The sequence below is a fragment of the Pseudomonas sp. QS1027 genome (assembly GCF_002814235.1).
Classification (GTDB): Bacteria; Pseudomonadota; Gammaproteobacteria; order Pseudomonadales; family Pseudomonadaceae; genus Aquipseudomonas.
The window spans coordinates 193,244-219,402 of the sequence record NZ_PHSU01000011.1 but is presented as its reverse complement, the minus strand read 5'-3'; the positions used below and the strand labels follow the sequence as shown (position 1 = coordinate 219,402).

Sequence of the window (26,159 nt, the reverse complement as noted above, 5' to 3'; positions counted from 1 at the left end):
ATGATTATCCAACTTGTTGATATTAAAGCGTTTATGCCGATGGCACGGGCCTTGCGAAGGCTCTTGTGACCGGGTGACAAGGAGCACGGCATGATCCGCACCTATTTTGACGAGATGTACGATGCCGGCGGCCAGGTCCGCCCGCATTACCGGGAATTTGCTCGTTGGCTGGCCGACACTCCCGAGGAGTTGTTGGCACAACGGCGACGTGAGGCCGATCTGCTGTTTCATCGCGCCGGGATTACTTTCACCCTCTATGGAGACGAACAAGGCACTGAACGGCTGATTCCGTTCGACACCATCCCCCGCAGTATTCCCGCCAGTGAATGGCGTGTCGTGGAGCGCGGTTGCATCCAGCGGGTCAAGGCGTTGAACATGTTTCTCGCCGACCTCTACCACGAACAACGGATCATCAAGGCCGGGATCATTCCCGCCGAACAGGTCCTGGCCAACGAGCAGTACCAACTGGCCATGCAGGGCCTGAACCTGCACCGCGATATCTACTCGCACATTTCCGGGGTCGATCTGGTCCGTGATGGCGACGGCAGCTACTACGTCCTCGAAGACAACCTGCGTACTCCCAGCGGCGTGAGCTACATGCTCGAAGACCGCAAGATGATGATGCGCCTGTTCCCCGAGCTGTTCGCCGCTCAACGCATCGCACCCATCGACCACTACCCCAACCTGTTGCTCGACACGCTGAAAAGCTCAAGTCCGCTGGACGACCCGAGCGTGGTGGTACTGACGCCGGGGCGTTTCAACAGTGCGTTCTTCGAGCATGCGTTCCTGGCCCGGGAAATGGGCGTGGAACTGGTGGAAGGGGCTGACCTGTTCGTGCGTGACGACAAGGTCTTCATGCGCACCACCGACGGCCCGAAACAGGTGGATGTGATCTACCGCCGCCTCGACGACGCCTTCCTCGATCCGCTGGCCTTCAACCCCGACTCGATGCTTGGTGTGCCCGGCCTGTTGTCGTCCTACCGGTCCGGCAATGTGGTGCTGGCCAATGCCATCGGTACCGGGGTGGCGGATGACAAGTCGGTGTATCCATTCGTCACCGACATGATCCGCTTTTACCTCGACGAAGAGCCGATTCTGAAGAACGTGCCGACCTGGCAGTGTCGCAAGCCCGAGGAACTCTCCCACGTGCTGGCGCATCTACCTGAATTGGTGGTCAAGGAAACCCAGGGTTCGGGTGGTTACGGCATGCTGGTGGGGCCGGCGGCGAGCGCGGCGGAAATCGAGAACTTCCGTGCCCGGCTCAAAGCCAAGCCCCATGCCTATATCGCCCAGCCGACGTTGTCCCTGTCGACCTGCCCGACCTTTGTCGAGAGCGGCATTGCACCGCGCCATATCGATCTGCGTCCATTTGTCCTCTCCGGTCGTGAGACCCGCGTGGTGCCGGGCGGGCTGACCCGCGTCGCACTGCGTGAAGGCTCCCTGGTGGTGAACTCGTCCCAGGGCGGCGGCACCAAGGACACTTGGGTGGTCGAGGATTAAGGAAGCCTGACATGCTAAGTAGAACTGCCTCGGATTTGTATTGGATGTCGCGTTATCTGGAGCGCGTGGAAAACCTCGCGCGGATGCTCGACGTGAGTTATTCGTTGTCGTTGATGCCGCAGGACGGTCGTGGTGACGGTCTGCATGAAATGGCCATGCCGTTGTTGATCACCGGTACCCTGGACGATTACCTGGAGCGCCATGGCGAGCTGCATGCCGACCGGCTGCTGCACTTCTTTGCCCTGGACGCGGCCAACCCGGCGAGCATCTTCAGTTGCCTGCGGGCGGCACGGGCCAGTGCCCATGCGGTGCGTGGGCGGATTACTGCGGACATGTGGGAAAACATCAACGCCACCTGGCTGGAGATTCGCGGCATTGCCGACCAGGGACTGGGGCGTTATGGCATGAGCCGTTTCTGCGAGTGGATCAAGGAGCGTTCGCACCTTTTTCGTGGGGCGTCCTACGGCACCATCATGCGTAACGATGCTTTCCGTTTCATTCGCCTGGGCACCTTTATCGAACGGGCCGACAACACCCTGCGCCTGCTGGATGCCCGCTACGACATGGCCGGCGACCAGGCCGACGCGGTCAGCGACGGCACGGCCCACGCCTATTACCAGTGGAGTGCGTTGCTGCGGGCCTTGTCGTCGTTCGAAGCCTACACCGAGATCTACCGTGACGCCCCGGGCGCGCGGCAGGTTGCCGAACTGCTGTTGTTGCGTGCCGATGTGCCGCGTTCGCTGCGCGCCTGTACCGAAGAAATCGACCAGATCCTCGCCAGCCTGCCGGGCATCAACGGCCGGCCGGCCCAGCGCCTGGCCGCCGAGATGGATGCGCGGCTGCGCTACACCGGTATCGATGAGATCCTCGACGAAGGCCTGCACACCTGGCTGATCGAGTTCATTCCCCTGGTTGCCGAACTGGGCAACGCCATCCACAGTTCCTACCTGGAGGCTGCATGAGACTTTCCATTAGCCACGAGACCACCTATCACTACGAGGATCAGGTTCGGGCGAGCATCCAGTATTTGCGTCTGACCCCTCACGACAGCGAGCGCCAGCACGTACTCAGCTGGCAGCTGACCCTGCCGCGTCCGGTGCGGGCGCAGCTCGATCCGTTCGGCAATATCCTCCACGTGCTGACCCTCGACGAACCCCATGAAGCCATCATTATCGGTGCCCGGGGCCAGGTGGATATCGACGAGCAGCGCGAGGCCGAGCACGAGAGCCAGTCGGCCTTGCCGTTCCTGCGCATGACCCGCCTGACCGAGCCGGACGATGCCCTGCGCGGTTTTGCCGACAAGCAATGCCGCAAGCGGCGTGACCGCAGCGCCTTGATCGACCTGATGCAGGCGCTGAACCAGCACATGGCCTACACGCCGGGTGCCACCGAAGTCGACACCAGCGCCGCCCAGGCCTTTGCCCGGCGCGCCGGGGTGTGCCAGGACCATACCCATGCGTTCCTGGCGTGCGCACGCAGCCTGGGGATTCCAGCGCGGTATGTGTCGGGGTATCTGTACAGCGAGAACAGCGAGCACCTGGCCAGCCACGCCTGGGCCGAAGCCTGGCTGGATGACGCCTGGTACAGCTTCGATGTGACCAATCAGTTGTCCCGGCCCGAGCGCCATCTGAAGCTGGCGGTGGGCCTGGATTACCTCGATGCCTGCCCGGTACGCGGCATGCGCCGGGGCGGCGGCTGTGAGCAGATGCACGCCAAGGTGCTGGTGTCGCCGACGCCGATCTTGCCGGTCTTGTCGGTGCAACAGCAATAACGCTTCAGATCGGCTGTTTGCGTTTGGCCATGTGCTTCAGGTACGCCACCAACTGATCCAGTTCGCCGTCCGGTAGCACGGCCGGGGCGAACGCCGGCATCTTCGCCTGCGGCCAGTGCCGCAGGCTCTGCGGGTCGCGGATATAGCGCTTGAGGTAGCCCGCGGCGAAGTATTCGGTGGGGTTGTAGGGCACGTTCAGGTCCGGTCCGACTTGTGCGTCTCCGGCGCCGTTGAGTCGATGACAGGCCATGCAGTTTTTCTGGAACAGCGCGAATCCCTTGTTCACCGGATCATTGGCTGCCAGCTTCGGGTCCGGACGCAGGGCCGGGAAGCGTTCGGCCACCGAAGCCAGGCGTTTGATGCTTGCCATCTGGTAGGGCCATTGCTCTGGACTGATATGGCCGGCCTGCGGATCTGTCCAGACCAGATAGAACGGCCCCGCACTCGGTTTGCCGTCAGCCAGTGGCGGCCAGGGCTTGCCCGGATCCTCCACCGCCAGCCAGGCCTGCGCGCCTTGGCGATTCAACAACGGGGCAGCGGTCATCTCGGCGGCGAAACCGTCCAGCGCCACCGCCTGCAGGTGATCGTCGGCCTTGATGCCTTGTAGTAAGACTGCCATCGGCACGGCGCGATAGGTCATATCGCGCTTGTAGGAGACATCGTCCTTGACGGTGATGGTCTGGGCCTGGCCCAGCAATTCCTCGGTTTGCCAGGTCCGGCTGCCGCTGCCCTGGGGCAGTTCCAGTTGGGCGGCGTAAAGGGCAGGGCAGAACAGCAGGGAGGTGAGCAGTATCAGCGGTTTCATTCGGCAGGAGGCCCCGATGGTGCGGCCTCGTCGGCCGTGTTGTCGTCGTTTTCGAAGACCCAGCCCGGGGTGTCTTCGACATGGTCGAAGATGGCGTCGCGCAATTCTTCGTAATTGCCGCCGTTGACGATGCCGAGGTAGCCATGCTTGATCAGCGTGTCTTCGGCGTCGAGGGCGTGCTGGTTGGTGTCGCTATAGATGACGACCGTGGCGCTGGGGTCGAGCACCACCTGGCGCAACTGGTAGGCCAGGCCTTCGGCGTCATTGCCGGTGCCGTCTTCCAGGGTCAGGTCGACTTGCAGTGAGTTATGCACATTGCCGGCGGCGAAATCGGCGTTATTGCGCAAATCGAGAATCAGTGCGCCGTCGCGGATCTCGTCCACCGCGCGATTCACATCGATGATGCCAGCCTGGGCGGAACAGCTGATGAACAGCGCAGTCATGACAATCCAGTGGCGCATGCGTCTCCCTCCATCGAGTCATGGCTCAAGATTGGCACACAAAACCGCACTTCGGTAGTGAACCTGTAAAGGTCGGCGCGGGGTTGCCGGAAAACACGCCAGAGAGCGCCTAGCCGATCACTTTGGTGATGTTCGGCAGGATCAACAGCAGTGTGGTGGCGATGACGATGAGACCGGCTTGACGGATTTTCGAATGCTTGAACATGGCGGACTGCCTTTTGTTGTTATTCCTGACGACGACTACTGACAACAATGCTGATGCAGACGATGCCTCGGCAAAACCCGACGGCCATCTCTACAGGCTTAACCTTAGAGCCCGCGTCACACTTGGCTTAGAACCATTTCGTATCATTCGATCGAAAAATCTTTTTAAAAAGGCATGAGGCACATCGCCAGTCGCCTAGCGGGCCTTTTGCTAGACACGTGCAAGGGGAAAAAGCGGCTGTCCCTTAGCAGACTACCGTTCGTCCGAGTGTGATCGACGGGGCCGTTGAGCCGTCTGTTCTCCGGTTTGCCGGCAAGCTGAACCGGAGCTTGCAGGCGTGCGTTCTGTGCTTGCCTTGAAAGCGGGTTTCAAGGCAGGCTCGGGTTTCATTCTTTGTCTTTTTGTGTCGGGTATTTTTATGTCGTTACGCATCTGCATTCTGGAAACCGATGTCCTGCGCCCGGAACTGGTCGATCAATATCAGGGCTACGGGCAGATGTTCGAGCGCCTGTTCTCCCGGCAACCGATCGCGGCCGAGTTCAGCGTCTACAACGTCATGCAGGGTAACTATCCGAGTGACGAGTTGAGCTTCGACGCCTACCTGGTGACCGGCAGCAAGGCCGACTCCTTCGGTAGCGACCCGTGGATCCAGACCCTCAAGGTTTACCTGCTGGATCGCTACCAGCGCGGTGACAAGCTGCTGGGCATCTGTTTCGGCCACCAGCTGCTGGCGCTGTTGCTGGGTGGCAAGACCGAACGTGCGACCCAGGGTTGGGGCGTGGGTACCCATCAATACAAGCTGGCTGCCAAGGCGCCGTGGATGAGCCCGGTGCGTGAAGAGCTGACCCTGTTGATCAGCCACCAGGACCAGGTCACCGCATTGCCGGAAAACGCCACGGTGATTGCCTCCAGCGATTTCTGCCCTTTTGCGGCGTATCACATCAATGACCAGGTGTTGTGCTTCCAGGGGCATCCGGAATTTATCCACGATTACTCCCGGGCGTTGCTGGAGATCCGCCAGGAGTTTCTCGGCGAGCAGATCTACTCCAACGGCGTGGCGAGCCTGGTGCACGAGCACCATGGCACCACTGTTGCGGAATGGATGATGCGTTTTGTGGCGCATAAGCCAGAGACGGCATCGGCCTGAATGAGCGAAAGGGGTTTCCAGGGGCCTTGGCGGCCCCTGTGGGCTTTATAGCCAGCCGGATCTCTTGAAGCTGGCCCATAAGGTCACGCAGCCGACCGAGATGAACCCCAGAACGGCAAAGTAGCCGTAGTGCCAGCTCAACTCCGGCATATTCTGGAAGTTCATCCCGTAGATCCCGGCGACTGCGGTTGGAAACGCCAGGATCGCCGCCCAGGCAGCGAACTTGCGCTGCACCACGCTCTGGCGCGCGGCCTCCAGCAGCACACCGATCTCGATGGTCTGGCTGGCGATATCGCGTAGCGTCGCCAGGTCTTCCATCTGGCGCGTGACATGGATCTGCACATCGCGGAAATACGGGCGCATGTTCTTGTCGATGAACGGGAAGTCCAGGCGCGACACTTCTTCGCTGATCTCCACCATTGGCGCGACGTAGCGGCGCAGGCGCAGCACGTCCCGGCGCAGATGATGGATGCGCTGGATATCGCCTTCGTTCAGGGCGCTGCCGAGCACATTCTTTTCCAGCTCGTCGATTTCGGCGTGGATCGCTTCGCTGACGGGCTGATAGCTCTCGGTGACGAAGTCGAGCAGGGCATACAGCACAAAGTCTTCGCCGTGCTCCAGCAACAGTGGCCGTGCTTCGCAGCGTTGTCGGACGTGGGCGTAGGATTTGGAGTGGCCGTTGCGGCAGGTGATGATGTAGCCGTTGCCGGCAAAGATGTGGGTTTCGATGAACTCCAGCTTGCCTTCGTTGCGCACCGGCGAATAGGTGACGATGAACAGCGCATCGCCGAAGCTTTCCAGCTTGGGCCGGCTGTGTTTTTCCAGGGCGTCTTCAATGGCCAGCTCGTGGAGATTGAACTGCTTTTGCAGATTGGCCAGTTCCTGGGCGCTGGGCTCTTCCAGGCCGATCCAGACAAAGTGGTCGGGCTTCGCCGCCCAGGCACTGCCTTCATCGAGGGTGATATCCCGGACTTTCCTGCCGGCGCTGTAAACCGCCGAGGCAACGACTCTACCCATAGTGCTGATCACTTCTTCTTTTTTGAGGGAGGGGCGGGGTGGAGCTTATCCTGCCCTGCCTGATCAGAGTCAGCAAACTCGCGGGAGTTCGGGGAAAAGTTGTTGGTCCATGGCCGCGATGCAGGCGCGCATCTGCTCCCGGCATTCGGCGATCAGCATCGGCATATCGTCCAGCGTCAGCCCGGCGGTGGGAATCGCCGGTAGCGAGCGGATCAGGATCTTGCCGCTGCGCCAGCGGTTCAGGCGCATGTGCTTGATGTAGCTGCTGACACACACCGGCACGATCGGCACACCGGCGGCGATGGCCATCTGAAACGCGCCTTTCTTGAACGGCAGCAGTTCTTCGCCCAGATTGCGCGTGCCTTCCGGGAAGACCCAGATCGAGGTGTCCTTGTGCTGCAAGGTCTCGGTGGTGCTCAGCATGGAGCGCCGGGCCTTGTGGGCGTTACCGCGGTCGATCAGCACATTGCCGGCCAGCCAGAACAGCTGGCCGAACAGCGGTACCCACTTCAGGCTTTTCTTGCCGATGCACACGGTGCGGCGTGGCACCACATTGCCGAAGACGAACAGATCATAGTTGGATTGATGATTGGCGACGATCACGCAGCCGTGCGGTTTGTCCGTCAATGCGCTGACCTCGGCCTTGACCCGCAGGCGCAGGATGCACATCGCCGGCAAGGCATAGAGGCGGGCGCAGAGTCGGCTGTTGTCCGGATTGAACGGACGGCACAGCCCGAGCAACACACCGAGCACACCGGCAAGCACAAAATGCAGTGCCATCAACAACATACGTACCAGAAACAGCATCTACAGGGCCCACCCGGACAAAAGGTGGCGCAGTGTACGGATGTGCACTGTTTTCGGCAATTGCCGTCTGTAGCCGGGAGATGGCGATGTTTTAGCGTATGTTTCCGCTTTTCGGTGGCAGGTGCGGGTTAGAGCGGTTGCTTATATAACGGGATCCTTTTTTTTGAGGCGCCTCGCCGGACCACAAACGCCGGGTACGACAGAAATCCTGTAGGAGCAGAGCTTGCTCGCGAAGCTTTTGACGACCTTGAGCGCTCCGGTGCGCTCAAGGCCTACATTCGCGTCTGGTTTAACCCAAATGTTCCTGATCGAGAATGATCGCGTTATCCAGGGTTTCCAGCAGCGCCTTGTGCACTTTCAGCTTGGTGTTCTTGTGGGCATTCATATTGATCTTCTTCAGCGCCTGGGCGGCGGCCAGTGCGGCGTCTTTCAGCTCTTCGGCGGCCACCACCTTGTCGAGGAAACCTGCGTCCACGGCACTCTGCGGATTGAACATCTCGCCATTGATCACCGAGCGGTGGAACGCCGCACGCCCGAGGCGATCCCGGGCCAGTTCGATCCCGGCGTGGTGCATGGTCATGCCGATCTGCACCTCATTCAGACCGATACTGAACGGCCCCTCGACGCCGATCCGGTAATCGGCCGAGAGCAGCAGGAACGCACCTTTGGCGACGGCATGCCCGGGGCAGGCCACGATCACCGGGAAAGGGTGGGACAGCAGGCGGCGGGCGAGGGTGGACCCGGCGGTCACCAGGCTGACGGCTTGCTTGGGGCCGGCGGTCATCACTTTCAGATCGTAGCCGCCGGACAGGATGCCGGGCTGGCCGGTGATGATCACAATGGCGCGGTCGGTGGTGGCCTGGTCCAGGGCGGCGTTGAACGCGGCAATCACGTCCGGGGAAATGGCATTGACCTTGCCATTGCTCAAGGTCAGGGTCGCGATACCGTCGTCGAGGTGGTAAGAGATCAATTCACTCATGACGCAATTCCTTATATAGAAGTGAGGCAGACGTTACCCAGCCGCCGGGGTCAGGTAAAGCGCCGTGACTGACTGGTGAGTCAGCCTTTTCCGACTCGGGGTCGGGCGGATGGCTTGCGGCGGGCCTGCTGGGGAGAGGATAGAGCGCTGCGGACCAGGCCGGAGATTGGCGGTTTTGCCCTGATCCATGAGGTGGAGGCATGGGGGAGTGTGACGGATCGACTTAACCGCATGAAAATTCTGAAAAAAACCTTTGCCATCGGAAAGGCTTTCGACTACATTAGCGCGCCTCGACAGACTGAATAGGTTTGACGAGATACGGTGAAGTGTCCGAGTGGCTTAAGGAGCACGCCTGGAAAGTGTGTATACAGGAAACTGTATCGAGAGTTCGAATCTCTCCTTCACCGCCACATTCTGCAAACACAAACCCCTGATTTTCCTAGAGAAAGTCGGGGGTTTGTGGTTTTTGGCGTCTGAAAAGTGTCCATGGCCCTGATAGGGGGCTGGAAGGCGGTTTTCGCAGTATCAAAGGAACCCCTACCCCAGTTGAAACCCTGAGTCTGAGCCACCCAGACGAGAGCCATAAAAAACAGACAGCCCGCAGCTTCTTATCCTCACTCCTCCCTGACCGCACAAACCCGCGCCCGCCCGCCACGCTTCGCTTCATAAAGCTGCACATCCGCCGCCGCCAACAGTGCTTCCGGACTGCCACCGAGGCTGGGCAGCAGTGTCGCCACCCCCGAGGAGGAGGTGATCACCCGGGCAACTTCCGAGTCAAGATGCTCGACATCCAGCGCCCGAATACGCTCCTGCATGGCCTCGGCTATCCTGACCGCGTCTTCAAGGTTCGTTTTCGGCAAAATACAGGCGAACTCCTCACCGCCATACCTCGCCACCTTGTCATGGGGACGCCGGAGCGACTCACAAAGCGTTTTGGCCACCAATTTCAGGCAGCTGTCCCCACTCTGATGGCCATAGCGGTCGTTGTAACGCTTGAAGTAATCGATATCCAGCAGGATAAGGGAGATGGGCGCCTTGTCGCGCAAACACTGGCGCCAGTTGGTGAGCAGGTCGTCGTCGAACTTGCGCCGATTACCCACGCCTGTCAGGCCGTCCAGAAGTGCATGCGCCCGCAACAGATCACCCTGCAACTTCAAGGTCAGATGCGTTTGGACCCGGGCGCGGACGATGACCGAGTTGATGGGTTTTACAATAAAGTCGACCGCCCCGAGCCCCAGCGCAATGACCTCATCCGCCGCCTGGTTCTGCGCGGTAATGAAGATGATCGGTATCGTGCTGGTCAACGGATCGGCCTTGAGGCGGCGGCACACCTCGTGGCCATCGATATCCTCCATCACCACGTCGAGCAGGATCAGGTCCGGCAACTCGGCCTGGCATATCTTCAGCGCCTGCTCGCCGTTGGCCGCCATGAAGATGTCGCACTGCGCGGAAAACAGCTCGTACAGCACCCGGATATTGGTGGGCTGATCGTCCGCAATCAGTATCTTGGGGCGTCGGTTTGTATGAAGCAGCCAATCTTCGAGAATTCGCTCCATGGTCAAGCTTGCTCCAGCATTTCATATGCGCTCAGTGCCGCAGCTGTGAAGTCCAATGCCCTGACCTGTTTGATAAATGGATTGAATCTGCCCAGTCGTTCCGCTGGCGTTTGGCTCAAGAGTGCTTCAGCTGCCGCAATGGCTTGCAGGTTCGAAGCATTCAGCAGCGTTAATATCTCGTTTAAATGTATTCGCCATTCAGTCAACGGTAATGTCTCTCCAGCCGGTTCAGTCGGACCCGTCGGCTCGGCGAACTCCATCATCAATTGCTCAAGGCAGTCCCGCATCAATTGTCGCAGCTCAGTGCTGTACTTATGCACAAGAGGATTGATCGTTGTCGATGCAGCGCCAGTGTTCAGCGTCTGCTCAATCTGGGCGGCTCTTCTTGAAAGTGCGAGGGCGCCTATGGTTCCAGCGCTGCCTTTGATGGCGTGCAATACGCTGGCAGCACCTGCCCAGTTTTTCTGCGCTATTTGCTCGTCCAGGTTCGCGAATTGTTTTTCCGTGTCGGGACCAAATATCTTCAGGACATTGCGTATCAGGTTCAGATTTCCGTCCAGCCGTTCGAGGATCGAAGCGCGCGCTTCAATGAGCTCGCCCTGTTCCGTGAGCGGATAATCCAAGGTTGGTGTCGCGACCGGGGCAGGGGGCTCTTTTCCATCGAGTTGTGCCCGCAACACCGAAACCAGGTGCTCGATATCGATCGGTTTGCCGACATGCCCGTTCATACCCGCCTGCAAACAGGCTTGCCGATCGGAAGAGGAGGCATTGGCGGTAATCGCAATGATGGGCAGCGTGGTAAAGCGGGGGTTGGTTCGAATTCTCCGGGTCGCCTCGTAGCCATCAATATCAGGCATCTGCACATCCATCAGCACGGCATCGAAGGACTTGTTCCCCGTGATCACGCAATTGACACCCTCAAAACCGCCTTCGGCCAATTGCACGGAGGCGCCCTCCGATTTCAGCAGTTCTTCGATGACCTGACGGTTCAAGGCATTGTCTTCCACCACCAGGAAGTTGAGCCCCTCCAGGCGTTTTGAAGGCTTGTACTCAAACGCTGGAGTCTCGGTCGCCGCGTCGATGCCTCGCAACGCCCGTAAAATGACCTCGGTCAGCTGCCGGGGTGTCACGGGCTTGGTAATGAACCCGGCGAAAGGTGCGTCGCCTCGATCATGGCTCTCGGCGAGCACTTCGCGCCCGTAGGCGGTGATCATGACGACCACGGGAGGCGGTACCCGTCCTTTCAGCTCACGAATCAACTTGGCCGCGCTCATGCCGTTCAGATCCGGCATGCGCCAATCCATCAGGACCACGTCATAGCGCTCCCCCTCATGGAGGGCGTCGCTTATCCTGCTCACGGCTTCGACCCCCGAGGAGACGAGATCGGCCTGCCATCCCAGGGTGGCCACCGTGCGCATCAGCAACTCGGCGGCAATCGGGTTGTCGTCGACCACCAGCACCCGCATCGACGGGTTGTCGGGCAAGGCGCCGGTCCTTGTCGTTGCGCCGGTATCCACCTTCAGCCAGACATCGAACCAGAACCGGCTGCCCACATCAGGACGGCTTTCCACCAGCAGGTCGCCGCCCATCAGCTTGACCAGGCGCTTGCAGATGACCAGGCCCAGACCCGAGCCTCCGAAGCGACGTGAGGTCGAGGCTTCGGCCTGATTGAAGCCTTCAAAGATATGCCCTATCTGCTCGGCGCTCATGCCGATGCCGCTGTCCGTGACGGCAATTCGAACCTGGACCGCCGAATCCCTGCGCTCCAGGAGCTCAAGACTGACGATGACCTGTCCTTTCAAGGTGAATTTGAGGGCGTTGCCGGCGAGGTTGATCAAGACCTGCTGCAAGCGCAGGCTGTCGCCAATCAGACCACCGGGGAGGGCCGGGTCGATATCGAACAACACTTCGATATCCTTCTGGCCCTGGTTGCCGGCCAGGACGACACCCAGGTCCTGCATCAAGGGTTCGAAGTCGAATGGATGCGGATCCAGCTGGAGCTTGCCGGCCTCGATCTTCGAATAGTCGAGAATGTCATTGAGCAGCCCCAGCAACGACTGGGCGGCTGTCTGGGCCTTGCTCACATAGTCACGCTGACGCAGGTTCAGAGGGGTGAACTGCACCAGGTGCAACATCCCCAATACGGCGTTCATGGGCGTGCGGATTTCATGGCTCATGTTCGCCAGGAAGGATGATTTGGCCGCACTCGCCGCGTCGGCCTGCTCCTTGGCGTGGCGCAGGCTCACTTCCATCTCATGCTGGGCCGTCACGTCATGATTGATCCCGGTCATGAGGGTCGGTGTGCCGTTGGCATCACGTTCGACACGGACGCGGGTTTCCAGGTGACGTACTCGCCCGTCGGTCAGTACGATCCGAAACGATGGCAGGCGCTGTTCGCGATCATCGATCACGGCGTTGAGTGCGGCGATAACGATATCCAGGTCATCCGGGTGAAACCGCGAGCGCCAATGCTCGAAGTTCAGTTCATGCTCGAGCAACTCCTGCGAGTAGCCATAGATCTCGAACATACGATCATTCCAATGCAACGTTCCGTCGCAAAGGTTCCACGACCAGATGCCGAGCTCGGCGATATCGGCAGCCAACAGGAGGTGGTCACGGGTCGCGGCGAGATCGCTGCGGTGTTTCTTCTGTTCGGTGATATCGGTCATGACACAAACGAAGCAGCGCTCGTCGGAACCTTTCATTGAGCTGGTGGAGGCATAGAGTGGAAAGGTCGATCCATCCTTGCGCAAGCCCGCCAACTCCATGCTGCTACCGGTTTCAGTGAAGCTCTGTTGTGAGAATTCTGCGGTATAAGCGTTGTACGCCGCGAGGTGAGATTCCGGGACAAGCGTTCTGATATTGCGCCCGATTATTTCCTCTGTGCTATAGCCGAATGCCCGTTGGCCTGCCGGGTTGAGCGATCGTATTTTGCCTGCGCCATCGATCGTGATAATCGGGTTGGCCGCTGTCTCGAGGATTGCCCGTGTGGTTTCCAGACTCGCGGCCAGTTCTTTTTCGGTTTTGCTTTGCAGGTTCACCTGGCGAATCAGGCGTAGGCCGAAAATGACCAGCAGGCAGGTCAGCAAACCCACACCCGCTGCATGCCACAGCGTATCCGACCACCAGGAGGCGAGGTTTTCATCCTTCGAGAGGGCAGCGGCGACGAACAGCGGATAGTCATGCAGGCTACGGTAAGTATTCAGGCGAACCACTCCGTCCTGAGCCGAGGCAATGGAAAAGGTACCGCCTTCCGGTTGTAGTTTGTGTTCCTGGAAAAGTCGGGTGTTGGTCATGTCTGCGCCGATGAGGCGCTCTTCGAATGGACGCCGGATGGCCATGACGCCTGAGTCAAATTCCAGGGCAACGGCGCCCTCTTGCCCAATCTCGAGGCGATTGTAAAACTGCGAGAAAAAATCAATATCGATCGTGGCACCGGCGATCCCGGCAAAGCTGCCGTCTGGATTGTTAATGCGCCGTGACACGGGAATAGTCCACTTTCCAGTAGAACGACTGCGCAGCGGAGGTGATATATGCACGCCTAGATCAGGATGAGTTTGATGAAAGATGAAATATTCACGATCAGCATTGTTATAGCTGCGCAACGGCCCCGGTAATGAACTGGTGAGCAACTCGCCATTGCGGTCGAACAGATAGAGGCCATCGAGTTGCGAGAGCTCGCTGCATCGCGAGATAAAGAGCTGGTGCAAGCGCTCCAATGCTGACGGGGTGGTACCGTCGCGTTGGACACGCTCGACAACTCCGCTCAGTACCAGGTCGGCTTCCTTGAACGTGTCGTCGGCGTGTTGAGCCATTGCGCGGGCAAGGTTCGCGGTGGCGATTGTCACCTCGCCCAGTTGCACCGAGCGAGCGGTAAAACTGCGCCAGATATCGGAGCCAACGAGCACCGTGCACATGATGAAAATGAGCAACGTCATTCGGGATGTGAGCGAAAACCGGTATGCCACGTTTGCCTTCCCGAGAAGTGGTGGAACAGCTATTGATAAGGCAGTCTGGATTAAACCAGGTAGGGCAGCAACTTGTCCTTCGGAAGAAATGATGCCCATCCGAACGACGTTGTCCCAAGCCTAGACAGGCTGTTACTGAATGTATCGTCGTGCTGCAAAAGAATTTCGAACGTGACGGCCGAAAAAACTCGGTCAGATCTTCGGTTTTATATTTTTTATATAAAATTCAACGTATTACGTTTTTTTTGTGGCGTTTTTGATACCTGTGGATACAGATTGGCTGTAAAGTTGCATATTCATGTATATACAAGAATACGCGGCAGCCATGACCGGACCTGAAATGGATGTTGCCCCCACCACAAGCAGGGTCCGAGAGCAGACGGTGATGAAAACCAAGGTGTTCCCAGGATGGTATGTCGTATTCGCGGCGCATGTGTTGCTGGCCCTTATCTTTGGCGGTGCCTACTCTTTCGGGGCGTTCTTCGCACAGATCCAGTCCAACTTCGAGGTGGGGCGTTTTTCCGTGGCCTCGGTGTTTTCACTGACGGCCCTCATCTATTACTCGGTCGGGGTCTTCTCCGGTTCCCTGGCGGATCGCATCTCGGCCCGGGTCGTGATCGGCCTGGGCATCGTCTTGCTGGCGCTGGGGTTTTTCCTCAGCAGCCTGGCCTCTGAGTCCTTGCCGTGGTTCCTGGTGTGCTTCTGTCTGCTGGTCGGGTTGGGTGTCGGTCTGGTGTATGTGCCGACGGTGACAGCGGTCCAGCGCTGGTTCGTGAAGAACCGCAGCAAGGCGTCGGGCATTGCGCTGGCGGGCACCGGGGTCGGGACTTTTGTCGGCCCCTCGACCGCCGGACTGCTGATGCAGCATTTTTCCTGGGAGTCGACCCTGCAGATCTTTGCGGTGGCCATTCTTGTTGTGGGTCTGTTGGTGGCTTCGCTGGTCAGGAGTCATCCGCAGGAGCTGGGGCTTTTCCCGGATGGCCTCGTGCCTTCTGCTTCGAACCCCCAGCGTCATGTGGCCGCCAGTGGCATGGGCTTGGCCGACGCGGCGAGAACAGGGAGATTCTGGTGGTACTTCGGGGCGATTTTCTTTGGCTCGGTCGGGCTGTTTCTCGCGTTGGTGCACATCAACCCCTATGCGCGCCAGTGGGGTATTTCCGCCACTCAGGCCAACTTGCTGATCGGCTTGATCGGTGTCGGCAACGTCGCTGGCCGCTTGTTCCTGGGCGGCCTCGGTGACCGGATGGGCCCACGGCGCCTGTTGATGGTGCTGACCTGCGCACTGGTGCTGCTCAATCTGCTGTGGCTCGGTGCCCATACCTTTATCACGCTGGCGCTGTTCGCCGTGTGTTTCGGCGTGGCCAATGGTGGCTGCATTTCCCTCTACCCGGCGGTGGCGGCCCACTGGTTCGGCACGGCGAACCTGGGGGCGATCCTGGGCGCCCTGTACATGTCGGTCGGGGTCGCCGCGCTGATCGGCGGGAGTGTCGCGGGGCTGCTGTTCGACCTTTATCAGAGTTACGCGGCTTCGATTCTGCTGGGAGCGCTCTGTGCGCTGTTGTCGGTGCTGTTTGTCCTGATTGCCGGTCGCCAGGTGACTCAGGTCGCTGTGCCGGCATCCTCGGCATAAGCCCGTTTGAGAAACCCGAGCATCGCCGCATTCACTTGCTCCGGTTTTTCACTCTGTATCCAGTGCCCGCAATCCTCGATCAGCTGTTGTTCGAGTTGCGGCACCAGCCCCGGCATGCGTTTGATCGTATGGGCTTCCAGCACACCCACCGGATCGCGATCACCGATCAGGAACAACGCCGGCTGGCGGACCTGGGCACCGGCCAGAAACTCCGTGCGCTGCCAGTTGCGTTCGAAGTTGCGGTACCAGTTCAGCGCGCCGCGAAAGCCCTGGTCGACAAAGGTCTGCCGGTAGACCTGGTAATCTTCGGGTGCACACCAATCGGGTAACTCCGTGGCCACTGCCACGTCGTCAAACAAGCGTGCATCGACCGGCTTGGTTTGCAGGAAGACTTCGGTATCGCCCATGAATGCCCGCAAGCTCCGGTCGATATCCGCGTCCAGCTCCCGCTCGGCCACACCCGGTTCCTGGAAATAGAGGATGTAGTTGAAGCGATCGGCATAGTGCTCGCGCATCAGTTCGGTTGCCGGGCGCTTGGGGCGTCCGCCAAAGGGCACCGACAAGGTGACCAGCGCCTTGACCCGCTGCGGCTCCAGTAACGCCAGGTGCCAGGCCACCGGCGCGCCCCAGTCGTGGCCGACGATGCAGGCTTGTGTGTGCCCGAAGGCGTCCATGCCTGCCTGGATATCGGCGCAGAGCGTCAGCAGGTCGTACGCGTTCACGTCGGCGGGGGCACTGCTGCGCCCGTAGCCGCGCATCTCGGGGACAAATACCCGATAACCCGCCTGCACCAGCGCCGGCACCTGGTGACGCCAGGAATGCCAGCATTCCGGAAAGCCGTGGAGCAGCCACACCGGCCGTCCGTCAAGCGGACCCGCCACATGCACGCTCAGTTCGATCCCATTGACCGACAAGACCTGTTGTTCGAATTCGTTCATCCGCCGCACTCCCTGACCCAGGTAAAAGACCCTAGCAGAACGGCGGCGTGCTGCTAATCATCATTCATTGACCGAATCATGACTAAAACACGCGCTTCAATTCAGACTCGCGAGGATTGTCCGGGCGGCGTACAGCACCCCGAAGATCGCCATCATCAGCAGCAGGACGCCGGAAGCGAAGGTGATCCTGGCCTTGTGCCGGACCGCGAAGGCCTGGCGGGCGAGCAGGATATAGAAGGTCATGACCGCCAGGTCGATCACCGCCCAGAGCACCGCGAGCAACGCCACGCTATGGCCGAAGGACGGCGTGACCTGGATGAACTGGGGGAAGAACGAGACGAAAAAGATGATCTCCTTGGGATTGGAAATACCCACCAGGAACCCGTTGACGAAGCCGGTGCGGCGTTCGCTCCTGATGGCCTGCATATTGTCGTCGACAGGTGTCGAGAGGGCTTCCTGGAGGCTTTTTACCCCCAGGTAACCGATAAACAGGCAGCCGCTCAGGCTGACGATATTGATCAATTGCAGGTTGATCGAAAGGCCGCCGCTGAGAATCAGCGCCGCCAGCAGCGCCAGTACCAGTGATGCACCGTTGGTGCCGAGCATCGTCAGCAGCGCCCGGCCGCTGCCGGCTCCCAGGCTGGTGTTGACCAGCAGCGCGACCACCGGACCGGGTGTCACGATCAGCAGGGAAATGCTCAGCAGGTAAAGCAGTAGCAACGAGAGGTTCATGACGGGGCGCCTGCACGGAAGAATCGAGTCCGGCAAGCCTGAGGGAGCGCCGCGTGTTTGAAAAATGGATAAATCTGTGCCTCACTATGATTATTAATCATAGTGAGCCGCGCCATGGCCGAACGTATCCCTCCGCTCTACGCCCTGCGTGCCTTCGAAGTCGCGGCCCGGTCCTCTTCGTTTACCCGCGCCGCCGAGGAGTTGTCGCTGACCCAGAGCGCCATCAGTCGGCATATTCGTAATCTGGAGGCGCTGTTCGGCTGTCACCTGTTCGAGCGCAACGGCCCGAAACTGCAATTGACCGAAGCCGGGCAACGCCTGGCCCATGGCTTGAAAACCGGGTTCAAGGTAATCGAGGAAGCCTGCCAGCCTTTTCGCGCCAATGCCGAGCAACTGCGGCTGAAGGCGCCGTCCAGCCTGACCATGCGCTGGCTGTTGCAGTCGCTGGAAAACCTCAAGCAGGTGAATCCCGACTTGCCGGTGCAGTTGTCCAGTGTGTGGATGGATATCGACACCGTGGACCTTCACACCGAACCCTACGACTGTGGGATTCTGCTGGGCGACGGGCGTTTTGGTGCTCAGGTCGAGTGCTGCAAGCTCTTTGACGAGTGGCTGATTCCAATCTGTTCGAGCCAGCTTCTGGGGGCAGAACCCTGGAGTCTCGACATCCTGGAGCAGCACGAACTGATCCACTCGTCCACGGACCGGCGCGACTGGCGGCGCTGGTTGGCGGGCATGGGCTGGGAAGGGCAGGCGACGGTGGAGCGCGGCAAGCTGTTCAGTACCCTGGACCAGGGGATCTCGGCCGCCATGCGCGGGCATGGCGTTTCGATCGGTGACCTGTACCTGATCCTCGAGGATGTCCGTGGCGGTTTGCTCGGGCTGCCGTTCAAGACTGCCGTCGGCTCGGGCGAGGCTTACTACCTGGTCTGGCTGAAAAGCAGCCTGCGCAAGGAACGCATCCTGGCCTTTCGCGATTTCCTGTTGAGCGATGTGCCCGAAATGGATCTGCCGGGCATCGAGTTTCGTTGACCGGGGTCAGCTGATGCTCAGGGCAGGACGATATAGTCATTGCCCTGCACGATGCCGCGATTCGGCGCCTGCACCAGTTCGATATAACGTCCGCCGACCTGGTCGATGGGCAGGCAGTCGTCGATATCCAGCAGCGCATCGGTGTGCGCCTGGCCCCAGCCTGACAGCATCTGCCGCATGCCCAGGCGCTTGGCCTCGGCCTTGTCGCGAGCCACCACCAGCAGGTAATGGTGCGCTTCGCCAAAGGCCCGGGCTTCGTAGCCACCCAGGTTGATGAAGTACAGGCGCGGTGAGCCGGGGGCGGGCGCCAGGTTGCTCAGTTCGACCTTCCAACCGTCGACGCCATCGACCTGCATCCAGGCATCGATGTGCAGGCCGGCGGGGTTGCCGAACCATTCCTGGCGCAATTGCGGGTAGCTGGCTTCCAGGCTGTCGGCCAGCACAAAGGCCACATCGTGCACTTCTATTTTTGCCCGCGGATGTTTTCCGCCGAGCATGACCACCCAAAGCATGCCTGTTCCTTTCTGTCAGTCGCTGGGCAAACATGAAATTTTTTTCACGAAACACTCGCCAGGCAGCGTCTATAGTGTCTGCGCTCGTTCAAAAGCTTCCCTTGCCCGCCCTCCCGCGGGCTTTTTTTTGCCTGCGGATTGGCCGGGTTTATGGGGGCGCAAGCCGGCAGGATACCTGCTGCACCGATCACCGTTCGTCAGTCCCTTGGTTTTTTTCTAAACCTTGCCGGCCCGATTATTTCCAATCCTTCAGCTCACCTGTTTTTTAAAGTGCTGGAGGAAACCCATGAGCCGAAAGGCCCCCCTGTTACGTCTCACCTCTCTTGTCCTGCTGCTGGGCGCGAGCCTCGCGGGGCCGGTCAGTGCCGGTACCCCCGCGCAGTTCATCGATTCGGCCTCGGCGTCCGGGATTGCCGAGATCGAGACCAGCCGCCTGGCGATCCAGAAAACCACGTCCACGGACATCAACAGCTTTGCCGTGGAAATGATCAAGGATCACACCGACGCCAACCGCGACCTGAAGGCCATCGCCGCCCATCACGACCTGTCCATGGCCCCGGAGGCGGAAATCCTCGACCGGGCGCGCAAGCTGATGTTGCAGGTGCAGGAAGGCGAATCCTTCGATATCGCCTATGTGGCCAACCAGATCAAAACCCACGAGGACGCGATCCAGCTGTTCAAGGACGAAGCCGAACATTCCGCGTCCCCGGAGTTGAAGGCCTTTGCCATACAGACCCTGCCCAAGTTGCAGATGCACCTGGACATGGCCAGGAAGCTGGAAATGACCCATCACAAGGGCAATTGAGCAAGTGTCCGGGGCGCCCGTAAGGGCGCTGTCGGAATGGAGGAGGCTGTTTGTGTAAGTGATTTCGTACGTGAGGAAAAGCGATCGGTGGTGGCGACTAAATGGCGTCAAATGGCTACGATGTCTGCCAGGGCCTCTATCGAAGGCCTGCGCCAGAAGCCCCAGGCTTCTGCTGCTGACAAGAATGCACGGATTGCTTTGCGCGGTTACTTTTCCATCACTCTATAGGGACGTATTGATGTGATTTCCATTCTTGAACTGCGCAACATCATTGAACTCGGCTTTTTACCCCTTCGTTGCCAGTGCACGGTGAGCCATGACAACTCACTGACGGTGAAGGTCTTCGACCCGGATTCGGGGAGGGTGGACTTGCTGGTGACCGGGATTTCCACGGTCCGCTTGACCAGTGCCAGGGCTATTTCCAATCTTGTGGGCGAATTGCGTTCCGAGTTGGTGGCCAATCAACAGGCGTTCTTCATCAGCGGGGGACAACTGGCGGGGCAAATGCCCGCCAAGCTCTAGGCCCCTGGCAGACGGGCGGGCTCAAGGCTTTGAACCGGTCTCTTCTCACGGCGGGTCATTTCTGTGGGGAACCGCTGCCGAGGCCCGGAAGGTTGTTTTCGGCACCGGAACCGCCGGAGCCCCCAGGGTTGCTGCGGGCTTCATCGCCCACCGGGCCGTTGCCGTCGGTGTTGACGCCACCCTGACGCCCGGAGTCATTGCCCTGGGTCCTGGGGTCTATGCCGTTTTCGGTGCCGGGGGGCATGGTGCCGTTGTTGATCACCGGGTTGTTGCCGGGATTGATGCCGCCCGGTGTCAGGGGCGGCTGCGTGCTCTCGACCGGGTCGGTCGGCCCGGTGCTGGCCTCGGCTGCGAAGCTCGCCAGGGACAGGGAGGACAACAGCGCGGCCAAGGCCAGTTTGGCGAGGGGGGACGAGTTCATGGTGAGTCTCCTTGTCGATAAAGAATCCTTACCTGATATTGGTCCCCAGCCGTCGGCCCAAGTGCCGTCGGATCGACGAACGGCTCAGTCTTCGCTGATTTCGTTGAACGAGCAGTACTCGTCCCAATCCATGCCCAGGGCCTCGGCCACTTCACGGTGGACTTCCAGGCGCATGGCCTTGAGTTCCTCGGGCGTTTCGGCCGCCAGTTGCAGGGTCAGTTCCCAAGCCTCGATCCCCTGGTTTTCGGCTTCGTCCTCGAAGGCCCATTGGAACTGTTGCTGCTGCTCTTTCGGACTCAGGTCGCGGGTTTCTTCGCGCAGATGCGGGTGGGCGTCGAGGAACTTGGCGAGGGCGACCTCGTTTCGGGATTCTTTGGCAATCATGCTGGCGTCTCTGTTGGATGGCCGCACGGCAAGCCGTCGGCGGGCCCGCGGGCCTGGAAAATACTGCGGCCATGCTAGCGACTTCACTCTCGGATGGAAAGAATCGCCCGGCTCTGCGACGCTAGCAGGCTTTCAACCCTCTAAACGGCGGATGCGATGACCGCAGCACTCTCTACCCTGGGCCCGATAAAGGCCGTGATTTTCGATATGGACGGTTTGCTGCTCGACACCGAGGGCATCTATTCCGAGGTGACGCAGTTGATCGTCGGTCGCTACGGTCGGACCTTCGACTGGAGTCACAAGCAGAACATCATCGGCCGTGGTGCCGGCGATCTGGCCCGTTACGTGGTCGAGGCGATGGAGTTGCCGATCAGTCCCCAGGAGTTCCTGGCGGTGCGCGAGCCGCTGATGCGCGAGCGTTTCCCCAAGGCTGGCTCCATGTCCGGCGCCGAGGCGCTGGTGCGGCATCTGTCGGCGCATGGGATTCCGATTGCGGTGGGCACCAGTTCTTCGCGGGGCTCGTTCGAGTTGAAGACCACCCTGCACCGGGAATGGTTTGCGCTGTTCGATACCATTGTCACCGCCGACGACCCGGAGGTCGGTGAAGCCAAGCCAGCGCCGGATATTTTCCTGCTGGCGGCCAAGCGCCTGGGGGTGGCGGCCGAGGACTGCCTGGTGTTCGAGGACTCGCCGTTCGGCGTGACGGCGGCCAAGGCGGCGGGGATGTATGCGGTGGCGGTACCCGATCCGGCGATGGCGGCGGAGAAATACCACCACGCGGATCGGATCGTGCAGTCGCTCAAGCATTTCCCGCTGGCGCCGGTAGGGTTACCGGCGATTGACTGGAATGTTGTCTGACGGCCCGGCCTTTCAGGCAGCCGACACCGACAGTCCGCTACGGCGCTGCATCACCACCCAGATCCCCAGCGCCAGGGCGGAAATCAAACCGCCGGCGGTGACGATGCCGTTCCAGCCATAGGGCCCGTACAACTGCGCCCCCAGCAGCGAGCCCAGCGCACCGCCGATGAAATAGCAGGTGATATAGCCGGCATTCAGGCGGTTGCGTGCCAGTGGCCGGACCTTGAACACGGCGTTCTGGTTGCTGACGTGAATCAGCTGCACGGCAAAGTCCAGCACCAGCACGCCGATCAGCAAGGCCACCAGCGAATGCCCGGCAAAACCCAGCGGCAGCCACGACAATAGCAACGCCAGCAGGCCCAGGGTGGTGGCGAACTCGCCCTTGCCGCGATCGGCCATGCGCCCACCCAGGTTCGCCGCCATGGCCCCGACGGCACCGGCCAGGCCGAACAGGCCGATCACCCCATCCGAATAGCCATAGGGCGGGCTCGCCAGCAGGAAGGCCAGGGGCGTCCAGAACAACGCGAACAGGCAGAAGGTCAGCAGGCCCATGACGGCGCGCAGGCGTAGCACCGGCTCTTCGACGAACAGGCGGAACACCGAGCCGATCAAGGCCGGGTAACTCAGCCCGGCCGGCTGGTGATGTTCCGGCAAGGCACGCAGCAGGGCGAAGGCACAGATAAACATCAGGCCGGCCGCCAGCAGGTAGATGCTGCGCCAGTCGCCGATATCGGACAGCAGGCCCGCCGCCGTGCGCGCCAGGAGAATGCCCAGCAGCAAGCCGCTCATCAGCGTGCCGACCACCCGCCCGCGCTGTTCCGGCGCGGTCAGGCTGGCGGCCATGGGCACCAGCACCTGGGCCACCACCGAGAACAGGCCGGCCAGCGCGGTGCCGAACAGCAGCCACGGCAGGCTTGGCGAGAACGCGCTGATCAACAGGCCGAGGGCACTGAGCAGGGTCATGATGAAAATCAGACGGCGTTGTTCGAACAGATCCCCCAGCGGCACCAGCAACAACAGCCCGGCGCCGTAGCTCAGTTGGGCGGTGATGACGATGGTGCCGGCGGTGCCGGTGCTCAGGCCCAGGTGCTGGGCGATGGTGTGGAGCAGCGGCTGGGCGTAGTAGTTACTGGCAACCGCGAGGCCGGTGGCAATCGACATCAGCAGGATCAGGGCAGAACTCAAAGGTTTGTGTACGGCGTTGGTGTCGGACATTGACTGTCTCGTTGTGGGAATTCGATGCGCGAATTATCTGGAATGTCTTAGCATGACGCCAATGCATTGTTTTCATTCTATCCATCTTGAAACGAGATACAGGCGATGAACCTCAAGCAGATCGAGTACGCCCTGGCGGTGGCGGATGAGGGCAGTTTCACCCGCGCGGCCGAGCGCTGCCATGTGGTGCAGTCGGCTCTCAGTCATCAGATCGCCCGTCTGGAAGAGTATCTTGGCGCGTCGCTGTTCGAGCGCAGTTCGCGCAAGGTGCGCCTGACCGCGGCCGGCGAGGCCTTTGTCCGCAGCGCCCGCCCGGCGCTGGAGGCGACCCGACGGATTGTCGCCGAAGTGGCGGCGGCTTCCGGGGAGGTACGCGGCAGCTTGTCCATCGGCAAGATCTCGTCCCTGACCGAAGTCGACCTGGTGGGCTTGCTCGCGCGCTTCCATGGACTTTATCCACAGGTGGATATTCACCTGAACATGAGCAAGAGCGAGTCGCTGATGCTCGATGTGCACGAGCGGCGGCTGGACCTGGCGTTTGTTGGCCTGTGGCCGGGGCAAAAGATCGAGGGTCTGGCGCAGCGTCTGTTGGCGGAAGAAGAGTTGGTGGCAGTACTGCCGCTGGGGCATCCGCTGACCCGCTTCGAGCGTTTGCCGCTGGCGGAACTGGAGAACCAGCCGCTGGTGGATTTCCAGGCCGGTACGGCGGGGCGTCGGCAGACCGATGAGGCCTTTGCCGCGGCGGGCTTGCGCCATCGGGTGCAGTTCGAGGCGGGCAATGTGATGCTGGTGGGGGAGTTCGTGCGCCGGGGGCTGGCGCTGGGCCTGGTGCCGAAGAAAATCGCCGAGGGCTTCGAGGGAGTGATGACGCTGCCGGTGTCCGACGCGCCGTCGCGGCACCTGTACGCAGTGTGGTCGCATACGCCGACGCCTGCCGCCGCCGCATTTCTGCTGTTGCTGGAGCAGGCGTTGGCACCACAACCGCGTGTTATGCGCTGAACCCGCCATCGATGGTCAGGCTGGCCCCGGTGATGTAACCGGCTTCAGGCCCTGCCAGGTAGGCGACGAAGCTGGCGATTTCCTCGACCCGGCCATAACGACCGCTGGCCATCAAGCCGATCAGGCTGTCGGCGAAATCGCTGGTGGCCGGGTTCATGTCGGTGTCCACCGGGCCGGGCTGCACATTGTTGACGGTGATGCCCTTTGGCCCGAGATCCCGCGCCAGGCCTTTGGTCAGGCCCACCAGCGCGGACTTGCTCATGGCGTACGGGGCGCCGCCGGCGAACGGCATGCGTTCGGCGTTGGTGCTGCCGATATTGATCACCCGGCCGCCTTCACCCATGTGCCGGGCCGCTGCCTGGGTGGCGATAAAGACGCTGCGCACATTCACCGCCAGGGTCCGGTCGAAGTCTTCGAGCTTGAACTCGTCAAGCGGCGCCATGGCCAGTACGCCGGCGTTATTGACCAGGATATCGATTCGGCCAAAGGTTTCGACGGTGCTGCTGACCGCGTGGAGAATGGCCTCGGCATCGGCGCTGTCGGCCTTGATCGCCAGGGCCTTGCCGCCCTCGGCGATCACGCTGTCCTGCAGTTCCCTGGCCTTGGCGTCGGAACTGACGTAGGTGAAGGCCACTGTTGCGCCCTGGGCCGCCAGGCGTTTGACGATGGCGGCACCGATGCCGCGTGAGCCGCCCTGGATCAAAGCTACTTTGCCAGTCAGATTGTGTTCGGTCATGTCGTTCTCCAAAGTTCAAGGCCGGGGAAGGGTGGAGGGGGCCTTGTTGTTGGAGCCGAGTATCGACCTCGGATTACTGACTGTGTAGACGGTAATTGCTACAGTCTGTGTAAACCAAAAGTTTATAGTGATGAGCATGGAAACCTTCAGCAGCCTCGAATGTTTTGTCCGCAGCGCCGAAGTCGGCAGCTTTGCCGAAGCGGCCCGGCGCCTCAGCCTGACCCCGGCGGCGGTCGGCAAAAGTGTCGCCAAGCTGGAGGCACGGCTGGGTGTACGGCTGTTCCAGCGCAGCACCCGCAGCCTGAGCCTGACCGAAGCCGGCCAGGTGTTCCTCGGCGAAGTCAGCGCCAGCCTGCACACCATCCAGAATGCCGTCGCCAACCTGGCCAGTGTCGAGGGCCGCCCGGCCGGTACCCTCAAGGTCAGCGTGGGGACGGTGTTCGGGCGTCTCTATGTGGTGCCGCTGCTCGGCGAGTTCCTGCGGCGGTTTCCGGATATCCGCCCGGACTGGCATTTTGATAACCGTCAGGTGGACCTGATCGGCCAGGGTTTCGACGCGGCCATCGGCGGCGGTTTCGAACTGCCCCAGGGCGTGGTGGCGCGCAAGCTGACGGTGGCCCATCGGGTGCTGGTGGCGTCGGCGGATTACCTGGCACGCCAGGCCTCGGTGAGCAGCCCCGAGGATCTGCGCCGTTGCGACGGCATCCTGATCCGTTCGCCGCAGACCGGCCGCGTGCGTTCCTGGCAACTGACCGCACGCAACGGCGAACATCAGCCGCTGAACCTGAGCCCACGCATGACCATGAGCGATTCGGAAGCCGCCTGCGCCGTGGCGGCCCAGGGCCTGGGCGTGGCGTTGGTGAGCATGCCCTTCGCGGTGCCCTGGTTGCAGGCCGGGACCTTGCAGCGGGTGCTGCCCGACTGGTACGTCGACGACGGCCATATCTCGATCTACTACGCCGAACACAAGCTGCTTCCGGGCAAGACCCGGGCCTTTGTCGACTTCATTCGCGAGCAGTTCGCCGAGCAGCAGTTGGCCAGCCGCTTCGATGCCCTGTTTGACAAGGAGTCCCCTGTCGCCGGATAGTCTGGACGCCTGCCCAAGCACTGCTTTTCTCTCATCGATCCAATAATAAATAAATCGGAATCGGAGCTTCGG

The 26,159-nt window shown here is 60.8% G+C and carries 25 protein-coding genes and 1 tRNA gene; 12 read left to right on the top strand and 14 right to left on the bottom strand.

Translation table 11 applies throughout. The features are described from left to right. Positions 1 to 90 precede the first annotated feature (90 nt). Genes CWE01_RS11785 through CWE01_RS11775 form a run of 3 tightly spaced genes read left to right on the top strand, consistent with a single transcriptional unit; the run spans position 91 to position 3,271 of the window. Positions 91 to 1,500, top strand: coding sequence for a circularly permuted type 2 ATP-grasp protein (locus CWE01_RS11785; RefSeq protein WP_100940700.1), 1,410 nt, complete (start codon positions 91 to 93; stop codon positions 1,498 to 1,500). 11 nt (positions 1,501 to 1,511) lie between these two features. Further along, complete coding sequence (locus tag CWE01_RS11780) at positions 1,512 to 2,462, top strand: alpha-E domain-containing protein (RefSeq protein WP_100940699.1); 951 nt, start codon at positions 1,512 to 1,514, stop codon at positions 2,460 to 2,462. Beyond that, a complete protein-coding gene (locus tag CWE01_RS11775; protein ID WP_100940698.1) occupies positions 2,459 to 3,271 on the top strand; it encodes a transglutaminase family protein in 813 nt (270 codons plus the stop codon). The genes CWE01_RS11780 and CWE01_RS11775 overlap by 4 nt, the downstream gene beginning before the upstream one ends. Before the next feature lie 4 nt (positions 3,272 to 3,275). Here CWE01_RS11775 and CWE01_RS11770 read toward each other — a convergent pair whose 3' ends face one another. Then, complete coding sequence (locus CWE01_RS11770) at positions 3,276 to 4,076, bottom strand: cytochrome c (RefSeq protein ID WP_100940697.1); 801 nt, start codon at positions 4,074 to 4,076, stop codon at positions 3,276 to 3,278. Further along, complete coding sequence (locus tag CWE01_RS11765) at positions 4,073 to 4,537, bottom strand: rhodanese-like domain-containing protein (RefSeq protein WP_100940696.1); 465 nt, start codon at positions 4,535 to 4,537, stop codon at positions 4,073 to 4,075. The genes CWE01_RS11770 and CWE01_RS11765 overlap by 4 nt, the downstream gene beginning before the upstream one ends. Before the next feature lie 623 nt (positions 4,538 to 5,160). Between CWE01_RS11765 and CWE01_RS11760 the strand changes: the two genes are divergently transcribed. After that, positions 5,161 to 5,889 (top strand): amidotransferase, encoded by a 729-nt coding sequence (locus CWE01_RS11760; RefSeq protein ID WP_100940695.1) that lies wholly within the window; start codon positions 5,161 to 5,163, stop codon positions 5,887 to 5,889. Positions 5,890 to 5,934: 45 nt separating this feature from the next. Here the strand turns inward: CWE01_RS11760 and CWE01_RS11755 are convergent, their stop codons facing one another. The 3 genes from CWE01_RS11755 to CWE01_RS11745 all read right to left on the bottom strand — a co-directional run bounded on the left by CWE01_RS11755 (position 5,935) and on the right by CWE01_RS11745 (position 8,692). After that, positions 5,935 to 6,906: a magnesium and cobalt transport protein CorA gene (locus tag CWE01_RS11755; RefSeq protein WP_100940694.1), complete on the bottom strand. Its 972-nt coding sequence runs from the start codon at positions 6,904 to 6,906 to the stop codon at positions 5,935 to 5,937. Positions 6,907 to 6,975: 69 nt separating this feature from the next. Continuing rightward, on the bottom strand, positions 6,976 to 7,713 hold the full coding sequence (locus CWE01_RS11750) for a 1-acyl-sn-glycerol-3-phosphate acyltransferase (protein ID WP_100940693.1): 738 nt from the start codon (positions 7,711 to 7,713) through the stop codon (positions 6,976 to 6,978). A 289-nt stretch (positions 7,714 to 8,002) separates the two neighbouring features. Further along, positions 8,003 to 8,692, bottom strand: coding sequence for a crotonase/enoyl-CoA hydratase family protein (locus CWE01_RS11745; protein WP_100940692.1), 690 nt, complete (start codon positions 8,690 to 8,692; stop codon positions 8,003 to 8,005). Positions 8,693 to 9,012: 320 nt separating this feature from the next. Here CWE01_RS11745 and CWE01_RS11740 point away from each other — a divergent pair. Further along, positions 9,013 to 9,102: transfer RNA gene (locus tag CWE01_RS11740), tRNA-Ser, on the top strand. 204 nt (positions 9,103 to 9,306) lie between these two features. On the opposite strand, the gene CWE01_RS11735 is transcribed toward CWE01_RS11740, so the two are convergent. Next, a complete protein-coding gene (locus CWE01_RS11735; RefSeq protein WP_100940691.1) occupies positions 9,307 to 10,248 on the bottom strand; it encodes a diguanylate cyclase domain-containing protein in 942 nt (313 codons plus the stop codon). A gap of 2 nt (positions 10,249 to 10,250) precedes the next feature. Next, on the bottom strand, positions 10,251 to 14,216 hold the full coding sequence (locus tag CWE01_RS11730) for a response regulator (RefSeq protein WP_218274282.1): 3,966 nt from the start codon (positions 14,214 to 14,216) through the stop codon (positions 10,251 to 10,253). Positions 14,217 to 14,601: 385 nt separating this feature from the next. On the opposite strand from CWE01_RS11730, the gene CWE01_RS11725 reads away from it, so the two are divergent. Further along, positions 14,602 to 15,846, top strand: a complete 1,245-nt coding sequence (locus CWE01_RS11725; protein WP_218274281.1) for an MFS transporter — start codon at positions 14,602 to 14,604, stop codon at positions 15,844 to 15,846. Here the strand turns inward: CWE01_RS11725 and CWE01_RS11720 are convergent. Together CWE01_RS11720 and CWE01_RS11715 are read right to left on the bottom strand one after the other, a co-directional pair. Then, a complete protein-coding gene (locus CWE01_RS11720; RefSeq protein WP_100940688.1) occupies positions 15,816 to 16,784 on the bottom strand; it encodes an alpha/beta fold hydrolase in 969 nt (322 codons plus the stop codon). The two genes, CWE01_RS11725 and CWE01_RS11720, sit on opposite strands and share 31 nt — an antisense overlap. A gap of 96 nt (positions 16,785 to 16,880) precedes the next feature. Further along, entirely contained in the window at positions 16,881 to 17,516 is a 636-nt protein-coding gene (locus CWE01_RS11715; protein WP_100940687.1) for a LysE family translocator, read from the bottom strand. A gap of 114 nt (positions 17,517 to 17,630) precedes the next feature. Between CWE01_RS11715 and CWE01_RS11710 the strand changes: the two genes are divergently transcribed. After that, the gene (locus CWE01_RS11710) at positions 17,631 to 18,548 is read left to right on the top strand and encodes a LysR substrate-binding domain-containing protein (RefSeq protein WP_100940686.1); all 918 of its coding nucleotides are present in this window, start codon (positions 17,631 to 17,633) and stop codon (positions 18,546 to 18,548) included. Between the two features lie 17 nt (positions 18,549 to 18,565). On the opposite strand, the gene CWE01_RS11705 is transcribed toward CWE01_RS11710, so the two are convergent. Beyond that, positions 18,566 to 19,060 carry a DUF1543 domain-containing protein gene (locus CWE01_RS11705; RefSeq protein WP_100940685.1) on the bottom strand — a complete coding sequence of 165 codons (495 nt, stop codon included), beginning with the start codon at positions 19,058 to 19,060 and terminating at the stop codon, positions 18,566 to 18,568. A gap of 286 nt (positions 19,061 to 19,346) precedes the next feature. On the opposite strand from CWE01_RS11705, the gene CWE01_RS11700 reads away from it, so the two are divergent. Together CWE01_RS11700 and CWE01_RS11695 are read left to right on the top strand one after the other, a co-directional pair. Continuing rightward, entirely contained in the window at positions 19,347 to 19,865 is a 519-nt protein-coding gene (locus tag CWE01_RS11700; protein WP_100940684.1) for a DUF4142 domain-containing protein, read from the top strand. Positions 19,866 to 20,105: 240 nt separating this feature from the next. Further along, the gene (locus CWE01_RS11695) at positions 20,106 to 20,387 is read left to right on the top strand and encodes a DUF1652 domain-containing protein (RefSeq protein WP_100940683.1); all 282 of its coding nucleotides are present in this window, start codon (positions 20,106 to 20,108) and stop codon (positions 20,385 to 20,387) included. A 55-nt stretch (positions 20,388 to 20,442) separates the two neighbouring features. On the opposite strand, the gene CWE01_RS11690 is transcribed toward CWE01_RS11695, so the two are convergent. Next, positions 20,443 to 20,808 (bottom strand): hypothetical protein, encoded by a 366-nt coding sequence (locus CWE01_RS11690; protein WP_100940682.1) that lies wholly within the window; start codon positions 20,806 to 20,808, stop codon positions 20,443 to 20,445. 84 nt (positions 20,809 to 20,892) lie between these two features. Beyond that, positions 20,893 to 21,192, bottom strand: coding sequence for a DUF6388 family protein (locus CWE01_RS11685; RefSeq protein WP_100940681.1), 300 nt, complete (start codon positions 21,190 to 21,192; stop codon positions 20,893 to 20,895). 156 nt (positions 21,193 to 21,348) lie between these two features. Here CWE01_RS11685 and CWE01_RS11680 point away from each other — a divergent pair, with 156 nt between their 5' ends. Further along, the gene (locus tag CWE01_RS11680; protein WP_100940680.1) at positions 21,349 to 22,050 is read left to right on the top strand and encodes an HAD-IA family hydrolase; all 702 of its coding nucleotides are present in this window, start codon (positions 21,349 to 21,351) and stop codon (positions 22,048 to 22,050) included. A gap of 12 nt (positions 22,051 to 22,062) precedes the next feature. Here the strand turns inward: CWE01_RS11680 and CWE01_RS11675 are convergent, their stop codons facing one another. After that, positions 22,063 to 23,265: an MFS transporter gene (locus tag CWE01_RS11675; protein ID WP_100940679.1), complete on the bottom strand. Its 1,203-nt coding sequence runs from the start codon at positions 23,263 to 23,265 to the stop codon at positions 22,063 to 22,065. Between the two features lie 105 nt (positions 23,266 to 23,370). On the opposite strand from CWE01_RS11675, the gene CWE01_RS11670 reads away from it, so the two are divergent. After that, the gene (locus tag CWE01_RS11670; RefSeq protein ID WP_100940678.1) at positions 23,371 to 24,264 is read left to right on the top strand and encodes a LysR family transcriptional regulator; all 894 of its coding nucleotides are present in this window, start codon (positions 23,371 to 23,373) and stop codon (positions 24,262 to 24,264) included. Here CWE01_RS11670 and CWE01_RS11665 read toward each other — a convergent pair. Continuing rightward, positions 24,254 to 25,000 carry a 3-oxoacyl-ACP reductase family protein gene (locus CWE01_RS11665; RefSeq protein WP_100940677.1) on the bottom strand — a complete coding sequence of 249 codons (747 nt, stop codon included), beginning with the start codon at positions 24,998 to 25,000 and terminating at the stop codon, positions 24,254 to 24,256. The two genes, CWE01_RS11670 and CWE01_RS11665, sit on opposite strands and share 11 nt — an antisense overlap. A gap of 136 nt (positions 25,001 to 25,136) precedes the next feature. Between CWE01_RS11665 and CWE01_RS11660 the strand changes: the two genes are divergently transcribed. Further along, positions 25,137 to 26,087: a LysR family transcriptional regulator gene (locus CWE01_RS11660; RefSeq protein WP_100940968.1), complete on the top strand. Its 951-nt coding sequence runs from the start codon at positions 25,137 to 25,139 to the stop codon at positions 26,085 to 26,087. Positions 26,088 to 26,159 lie beyond the last annotated feature (72 nt).

What these genes read in the sequence shown, in the direction of transcription:
- CWE01_RS11785 (WP_100940700.1), top strand. Translation starts at nt 91, where the DNA reads ATGATCCGCACCTATTTTGACGAGATGTACGATGCCGGCGGCCAGGTC.
- CWE01_RS11780 (WP_100940699.1), top strand. Translation starts at nt 1,512, where the DNA reads ATGCTAAGTAGAACTGCCTCGGATTTGTATTGGATGTCGCGTTATCTG.
- CWE01_RS11775 (WP_100940698.1), top strand. Translation starts at nt 2,459, where the DNA reads ATGAGACTTTCCATTAGCCACGAGACCACCTATCACTACGAGGATCAG.
- CWE01_RS11770 (WP_100940697.1), bottom strand. Translation starts at nt 4,076, where the DNA reads ATGAAACCGCTGATACTGCTCACCTCCCTGCTGTTCTGCCCTGCCCTT.
- CWE01_RS11765 (WP_100940696.1), bottom strand. Translation starts at nt 4,537, where the DNA reads ATGCGCCACTGGATTGTCATGACTGCGCTGTTCATCAGCTGTTCCGCC.
- CWE01_RS11760 (WP_100940695.1), top strand. Translation starts at nt 5,161, where the DNA reads ATGTCGTTACGCATCTGCATTCTGGAAACCGATGTCCTGCGCCCGGAA.
- CWE01_RS11755 (WP_100940694.1), bottom strand. Translation starts at nt 6,906, where the DNA reads ATGGGTAGAGTCGTTGCCTCGGCGGTTTACAGCGCCGGCAGGAAAGTC.
- CWE01_RS11750 (WP_100940693.1), bottom strand. Translation starts at nt 7,713, where the DNA reads ATGCTGTTTCTGGTACGTATGTTGTTGATGGCACTGCATTTTGTGCTT.
- CWE01_RS11745 (WP_100940692.1), bottom strand. Translation starts at nt 8,692, where the DNA reads ATGAGTGAATTGATCTCTTACCACCTCGACGACGGTATCGCGACCCTG.
- CWE01_RS11735 (WP_100940691.1), bottom strand. Translation starts at nt 10,248, where the DNA reads ATGGAGCGAATTCTCGAAGATTGGCTGCTTCATACAAACCGACGCCCC.
- CWE01_RS11725 (WP_218274281.1), top strand. Translation starts at nt 14,602, where the DNA reads ATGAAAACCAAGGTGTTCCCAGGATGGTATGTCGTATTCGCGGCGCAT.
- CWE01_RS11720 (WP_100940688.1), bottom strand. Translation starts at nt 16,784, where the DNA reads ATGAACGAATTCGAACAACAGGTCTTGTCGGTCAATGGGATCGAACTG.
- CWE01_RS11715 (WP_100940687.1), bottom strand. Translation starts at nt 17,516, where the DNA reads ATGAACCTCTCGTTGCTACTGCTTTACCTGCTGAGCATTTCCCTGCTG.
- CWE01_RS11710 (WP_100940686.1), top strand. Translation starts at nt 17,631, where the DNA reads ATGGCCGAACGTATCCCTCCGCTCTACGCCCTGCGTGCCTTCGAAGTC.
- CWE01_RS11705 (WP_100940685.1), bottom strand. Translation starts at nt 19,060, where the DNA reads ATGCTTTGGGTGGTCATGCTCGGCGGAAAACATCCGCGGGCAAAAATA.
- CWE01_RS11700 (WP_100940684.1), top strand. Translation starts at nt 19,347, where the DNA reads ATGAGCCGAAAGGCCCCCCTGTTACGTCTCACCTCTCTTGTCCTGCTG.
- CWE01_RS11690 (WP_100940682.1), bottom strand. Translation starts at nt 20,808, where the DNA reads ATGAACTCGTCCCCCCTCGCCAAACTGGCCTTGGCCGCGCTGTTGTCC.
- CWE01_RS11685 (WP_100940681.1), bottom strand. Translation starts at nt 21,192, where the DNA reads ATGATTGCCAAAGAATCCCGAAACGAGGTCGCCCTCGCCAAGTTCCTC.
- CWE01_RS11680 (WP_100940680.1), top strand. Translation starts at nt 21,349, where the DNA reads ATGACCGCAGCACTCTCTACCCTGGGCCCGATAAAGGCCGTGATTTTC.
- CWE01_RS11675 (WP_100940679.1), bottom strand. Translation starts at nt 23,265, where the DNA reads ATGTCCGACACCAACGCCGTACACAAACCTTTGAGTTCTGCCCTGATC.
- CWE01_RS11670 (WP_100940678.1), top strand. Translation starts at nt 23,371, where the DNA reads ATGAACCTCAAGCAGATCGAGTACGCCCTGGCGGTGGCGGATGAGGGC.
- CWE01_RS11665 (WP_100940677.1), bottom strand. Translation starts at nt 25,000, where the DNA reads ATGACCGAACACAATCTGACTGGCAAAGTAGCTTTGATCCAGGGCGGC.
- CWE01_RS11660 (WP_100940968.1), top strand. Translation starts at nt 25,137, where the DNA reads ATGGAAACCTTCAGCAGCCTCGAATGTTTTGTCCGCAGCGCCGAAGTC.